The organism is Mycobacterium sp. 1482292.6, from assembly GCF_001672995.1.
GTDB lineage: Bacteria > Actinomycetota > Actinomycetes > Mycobacteriales > Mycobacteriaceae > Mycobacterium > Mycobacterium europaeum_A.
This window is the reverse complement of the sequence record NZ_LZKV01000019.1, coordinates 1-6,050: the sequence shown is the minus strand read 5'-3', so window position 1 is coordinate 6,050 and position 6,050 is coordinate 1. Positions and strand designations below refer to the sequence as shown.

The 6,050-nt window shown below is 63.1% G+C and carries 4 protein-coding genes; 1 reads left to right on the top strand and 3 read right to left on the bottom strand.

Annotated elements, in window-relative coordinates:
* Together A5624_RS01025 and A5624_RS01020 are read right to left on the bottom strand one after the other, a co-directional pair.
* A partial coding sequence (locus tag A5624_RS01025) for an amino acid adenylation domain-containing protein (RefSeq protein ID WP_156748710.1) occupies nucleotides 1–2,687 on the bottom strand: 2,687 nt, incomplete at its 3' end.
* Between the two features lie 418 nt (nucleotides 2,688–3,105).
* On the bottom strand, nucleotides 3,106–4,374 hold the full coding sequence (locus tag A5624_RS01020) for a glycosyltransferase (RefSeq protein ID WP_066860145.1): 1,269 nt from the start codon (nucleotides 4,372–4,374) through the stop codon (nucleotides 3,106–3,108).
* 270 nt (nucleotides 4,375–4,644) lie between these two features.
* Between A5624_RS01020 and A5624_RS01015 the strand changes: the two genes are divergently transcribed.
* Nucleotides 4,645–5,364, top strand: coding sequence for a class I SAM-dependent methyltransferase (locus tag A5624_RS01015; protein WP_066860142.1), 720 nt, complete (start codon nucleotides 4,645–4,647; stop codon nucleotides 5,362–5,364).
* A gap of 65 nt (nucleotides 5,365–5,429) precedes the next feature.
* Here the strand turns inward: A5624_RS01015 and A5624_RS01010 are convergent.
* A partial coding sequence (locus A5624_RS01010) for a glycosyltransferase (protein ID WP_369827425.1) occupies nucleotides 5,430–6,050 on the bottom strand: 621 nt, incomplete at its 5' end.

The following is a 6,050-nucleotide window of genomic DNA, read 5'->3' as shown; positions in this document are numbered from 1 at the left end:
GGTGGATCCTCACGAGCGACGACGACCGCCTGCTCCACCCCCGCCACACCAGCTAACGCGCTACGCACCTCCCCCAGCTCGACGCGATACCCGCGAATCTTGACCTGCTCATCCGCGCGGCCCACATAGCGCAACTGCCCATCGGGTGTCCAGCACACCAAATCCCCGGTGCGATACATCCGCGCACCCGGCCCCCCGAACGGACACGCCACAAACCGCGACCCCGTCAACGACGCACGCCGCCAATACCCCACCCCCACACCAGCACCGGCCACATACAACTCACCAACCACCCCCACCGGCACCGGACGCAACCACTGGTCCAGCACAAAGAACGCCAGGTGATCCAACGGCACCCCGATGGGACTGACAATCCCCTCGACATCGCCGGCCACAATCTCCCGAACCGACGCGTGCACCGTGGTTTCGGTGATGCCGTACATGTTGATCAAGCGGGGCGACCTCGGGTATCGGTCCAGCCACGGCCGAAGGCGTTGCGGTTCAAGCGCTTCCCCACCGAACACCACGGCCTGCAGCTCCAGCTGGCTCGGCGCCGGCCGCAACGCGTCAGCAGACTGCAACGCATAAAACGCCGCCGGGGTTTGGCTGAGCACCGTCACCCGCTGCGCAATCAACAGCGCAAGCAAGTCCTGCGGGGAACGCGCCACCGCGTCAGGCACGACTACCAGCCGCCCGCCACGCAGTAAGGCGCCCCAGATCTCCCACACCGAGTAGTCGAACGCCAAAGAGTGGCAGTGTGACCACACTTGGGCCGGGCCGCCAGGCACTGTGTCGTCCAGCGCTGCCAGCAGGCGAGTGACGTTGCGATGGGTGACTGCAACGCCTTTGGGGACACCAGTGGTGCCCGAGGTGTAAATCAGATACGCGACGTCGTCAGGCCTGGGCGCCGGCAACGCGGCAGCGCGCTCAAAACCAACGGCCACGTCGTCGAGGATGATAAAAGCGACGTCATGTCCGTCGAGACGTTCGGCCAAGCCTGCCGTGGTCAGCACCAAGATGGGCGCGGCATCGGCGAGCACGAAACCGCTCCTCGCGTCGGGATGTGCGGGATCGATCGGGAGGTAGGCCGCCCCGGTTTTGAGTACCGCCAACATCGCGGTGATCGCCTCGATAGAACGCGGACACAGCAGCCCCACAACGGATCCCGTGCCGACTCCGCGCTCCAGCATCAATTGCGCCAACCCGGTCGAAGCGTCATCGAGTCCTCGATACGTGAGCTCGCGGCCGGCATGGGTGATCGCGATCGCCTCCGGTGTCCGGGCCACCTGACGCGCGAACAGCGCTGGGATCGACAACGGCCTAGACGACGCGGTCAACGCCGCCCGATTGCCCTGCCGGTAAAGCACCTCGCGTTCACTGTCATCGACCACATCAATCGACGACAACCGCCGCCCCGGCTCGTCCGCCATGGCCGCCAACACCCGACACAGCCGCCGCGCGAGGTCGGGCACCTCAAAATTTGAGAACGGCAGCCCGGCACCCGCCGTGCTGAGGTAGAGCTGGTCCCCGAAGCCCTGGAAGAACAACCCGAAATGCTCCACCGGACCGTGGCTGGTATATGTCGCTGTCGCTGGGGCTCCAGCGAAATCCAGAAGCAGCCGTGAAGGAATGAAATTGACGGCTAGCCGTTTAAATTCACGCTTCCTGCCAGCAAGCCGATTCTCACCCTCGAGGGCACTTATGGGAAAACGCTGGTGCTGCAACAGCTCCCTGATGCGGGCGTCAACATCCTGGCAAAAATCGGCCAGCGTAACGTCGGGTGGCACTTTCAAAATCAGCGGCAACACCCCCGTGAGCATTGCGGGGAGCGTTTTGGATTCGGGACTCACTCGCCTGCTGACCGGGAAATCGAGGACCACATCCGAGCCGTCAGCGCTCCACCCGCGCGCTAACAGTGCACAGGCGGCGGTGATCAATGAATACCGGCGGACGCGCAGCGACTTGGATATATCTTTTAGCCGGCCGACGACCGACGAGTCCAGCCGGACCCGCGCAGAGGGTCGAAAAGCGTCATGCTCGTCGGTGGATCCGAGCGACCAACTATGCGAGCCGCGTTCGAGTGGGAGCTTGCCGGCCCAATACGCCTTATCGGCAAGGTAGTCGGCGGAAGCTTCGTAGTCTGTTTCGCAATCAATCAAGTCCTGTATCGACCCGAAGGAAGCAGCCGGGATCGCTTCACCCGAAACGATCGCGGAGTAGATAGCGGCGACCCGACGGCTGACCAACGCCATACCTAGGCCGTCCACCGCTATGTGGTGACAGCATGCGAACAGATAGAATTCATCAGACGAAGTTTGAAATAAAACAAACTTGAATAGCGGGCCGCTTAGCGGCATCGGCGCCCGTTGAATCGTCCGGGTTATTTCCTGAACTTTCTGCGCCGGATCATCCGCCTGGATCAGATCGTAGAAATCCAATGCCACATCTGGATAATCGACCGCGTATTGCAGGACCTGGCCGTCGACCTCAACAAATGCGGCCCTGCCTGGTTCGGCCTCTTGCACCGCTTGCCGAATCGCCTGTTCGAGATGACCGCGGTCTACCGGACCGGCGATTCGCCCCAGCAGACCGAGCTGCCATTCTGCGCCCCCCCGGCCCATTTCATGCGCAAGCCATATGTCCAACTGACCACGCGTCAGCGGGAGTGCCTTGCCATCAAATTGCATGCAACGCCTCACCCCAGGAAGCGTTTTGCCCATCAAAAGCCTGATCCCTGCCAGGCTCTCGCGCTCGCATGCGCTCTACACCGATCCAGTTCTGTTCTGTTCGACGCCGTCCGAGCACGCAGTGCGATCAGCTATCTCCAAATCAACCGCCTAGCCGGTTACGGCGCAGGAGGCTCTCGGCCGCACGTTGTGCTCGCTTCGCCGTTGAAAACAACCAACCGGATCACCGATGCTTGGCGAACGAATCGATGAGCACCGACTCCCTAGAGCCTCTGATCCAACCTCTTTATGCCCGCCCAAACCATACTCAAAGCCAGCGCCGCCCGTCCCGGCTTTCGGCAGTTCCAAAGCGCTAAATCCCACCTGTCGGACGCAACTTTGGGAGAAACGTGCTAGCTCCGGCGCGTCTTCAGCCCGATCAGCCAACTCGCCCCGAGCGGGCGAAGGCTTCCACAAGATCGGCAGCGGCCGAAGCGCTTTCGGCAGGCTTGGTCATCTGTGTCGCGATCTCGCGGGCTCGGGTGATGCACTCTGGCGTCAGGACTCGGCGCAGGTCCGCGGCAAGTGTTTGCCCGGTGGTGGTTGACAGGCGCCGGGCGGTGCCTACCCCCAGTCGTTTCACCTGTGCTCCCCAAAACGGCTGATCGTGTTCCGTCCAAAGGACCAGCTCGGGAATTCCGGCGCGCAGCCCCGCAGCCGTGGTGCCCGCGCCGCCGTGGTGGACCACCGCGCGGCAAATTGGAAAGGTCTCCGCGTAATTGATCGCCCCCACCACCTTCACGTGGTCGGAACACCGCACCCCGCTATAGTCGGTGACGCCGGCGCAAATCAGTGCCCGCTCCCCCAATTCTGCGCAGGCCGCGCTGATCATTTCGGCCGTGAAGGCCGGAGATTCGACCGGTATGCTGCCGAAGGCGAAGCAAATGGGCGGTGCCCCCGCGGCTATCCAGTCCCGCGCCTCGTCGTCGGCGTCTGTGGAGAGGTTCATCGCCAGCGCACCCACAAAGGGCCGTCGGCCATTCCACTTCTTCCATTCGGCGGCCAACCCCGGGAAACAAAAGTCATCGTAGGCCTGGATTTCCAGCGAATGGCGCTCGGCGATTCGCCGGTGCGTAGGGCTTGTCGACTTGGGCAGACCTAGCTCACGGCGATGTGCGTCCTCGAAGCCCTTGTTCATGCGCCAAGACAGCCACTTGGATACCTTCATCGCGAAGCGCGCGATGGGTCCGGGCAATAGCGGGATCAACCGTCCGTTGGGCCGTACCGGGTAGTAGTGCAGGGTGACCAGCGGAATGTCGTAGTGCTCGGCGACATTGGCTGCGGCCTGCTCGCACGGAATGGTGGTGAACAGCAGATCGGCTCCGTCCGCCAGGGATGTCAACGTCGCGCACACCTCCGTCCAGCACTGGATCGATAGCGCCGACACCTGGAGCCCGAACCTGATCAGATCTCGAATCCTCCAGAAGCTCCGAAAAAAACATGTCCAGAATCTGCGCTGTGCGGCCATGTACGCACGGGTGTCCGTGCCGTAAGCAACCGCCGCGAGCCCGGCCGATTCGACGAACGGAATCAAGTCGGGCGGGACGGCCATGCACACTTCGTGGCCCCTGCGCAGCAACTCACGGCCGACGGCGGCACAGGGCTCGATATCACCACGAGTTCCGTAGCTCGCCACCACGAACTTCATTGCAAAAACGAGCCTTTCAGCCGTCGCGCGCCAGGCCAGGCCAATGGTACCGGCCGACATCGGCCACGATCCGATTCTCGGGTGCATGCTGGCCATTGGCTGAAGGACCACCAATAGTCACTAATGGCGACTTCGGAGCGGCTGGTTAGCTTAGCCTCGAGAATCTGGTCAAGAAGCCACCAGCGCGGGCGACACTGGGCCGACACTGGCGCCCGACGAGCGGTTGCTCCGATCGTCGGACGGACTGATGCAGCCACGAAGGGGGTTCACATGAACCGCATCAACGCTGTACAGCGCGCGCTGGACGGGCGGCGGCAACGCGTCTATCTCGAAATCGGCGTGTCAACCGGAAAAGCGTTCCGACACGTCGAGGCCGAAGAGAAGATCGCAGTCGACCCAGCCCTGATGCTCTCGGCGCGGACGCGCAAGCGCGCCGCCGCAAAGGCAGCGGCCACATACTATTTCGACACCGACAGCGACGCCTTTTTCGCGAGCGAATCGGCATTCCTCGAACAGCGGGGTATCGACGTCGCTCTGATCGATGGACTCCACACCCACCGGCAGGTCGTGCGCGACATCGACAACACGCTGCGCTACCTGCGCGACGATGGGGTCATCTTCGTACACGACTGCAACCCGACTCGCGCCTCGATCGCCTGCCCTGCGGGGTCTTACGCCGACTTTCGCGCTCGGCATCGCTGGCGGGACATTTCCTGGGGACTTACCACATCGGGCACCTTGGCCGCCCTGTGGAGCGGTGACGTCTGGAAGGCGATCGTCGAGTTGCGCAGCACCCGTGAGGATCTGCGCATCGCGGTGCTCAATTGTGATTTCGGGGTTGGCGTCGTGCGAAAGGGAACTTCGGACTCGCTACTGCCCTACTCGGCAGCGCAAGTCGACGCGCTCGAATACGCAGATCTTGCCGCCGACCGGAACCGCTTGTTGAACCTGAGGCCCCCGGCGTATCTCGACGAATTCCTTGCTTCGTAGCGCTGGCAAACGCCGGCCTGGCCGCGGATAGCCGCCTACAACACGCATGACCCGAGAACCCGCGTTCAGCCAACACGCTTGAAGCGGGCGAAGTTTTCGACAAGATCGGCCGCGGTCGCCGCGCTGTCCGCAGCTCTGGTCATCCTGGTGGCGAATTCGCGGGCTTGCGTGAGGTATTGCGATGCCAGAATGGTGCGCAGATCCGAGACCAGCGAGTCCTGCGTCGTCGTCGAAAAGCGTCGTCCCCTGCCCAACTTCAGCCGCTTGACCCGCGCCGCCCAAATAGCCTGGTCGGGCAGCGTCCACAGAATTAACGTGGGAAGCCCGGCGCGCAGCGCCGCGTTCGTAGTGCCCGCTCCGCCGTGGTGAACGAAGGCTCGGCATGCGGGAAGGACCGTGGCGTAGTTCATCGCGTCCACAACCTTGACGTGGTCGAAGTGCGAGACGTTCGTGAAGTCGGTCCCCGCTGCCGAAATCAACGCGCGCTCGCCCAACTCCGAGCAGGCTGCAGCGATCATGTCGAGGGTGTCGGCAGCGGATTCGACCGCCGCGCTGCCAAACCCGAAGCAAATCGGCGGCGTTCCCGAGGCGATCCACGACAGGACGTCGTCATCGGCCGGCGTGGGCAATTCCAAAGTCAGCGCACCGACGAAGGGGCGCTGGCCGTTCCATTTCGCCCATTCGGC

Excerpts from the sequence above, each read along its gene's own strand:
- A5624_RS01020 (WP_066860145.1), bottom strand. The coding sequence starts at position 4,374 with ATGAAGTTCGTGGTGGCGAGCTACGGAACTCGTGGTGATATCGAGCCC.
- A5624_RS01015 (WP_066860142.1), top strand. The coding sequence starts at position 4,645 with ATGAACCGCATCAACGCTGTACAGCGCGCGCTGGACGGGCGGCGGCAA.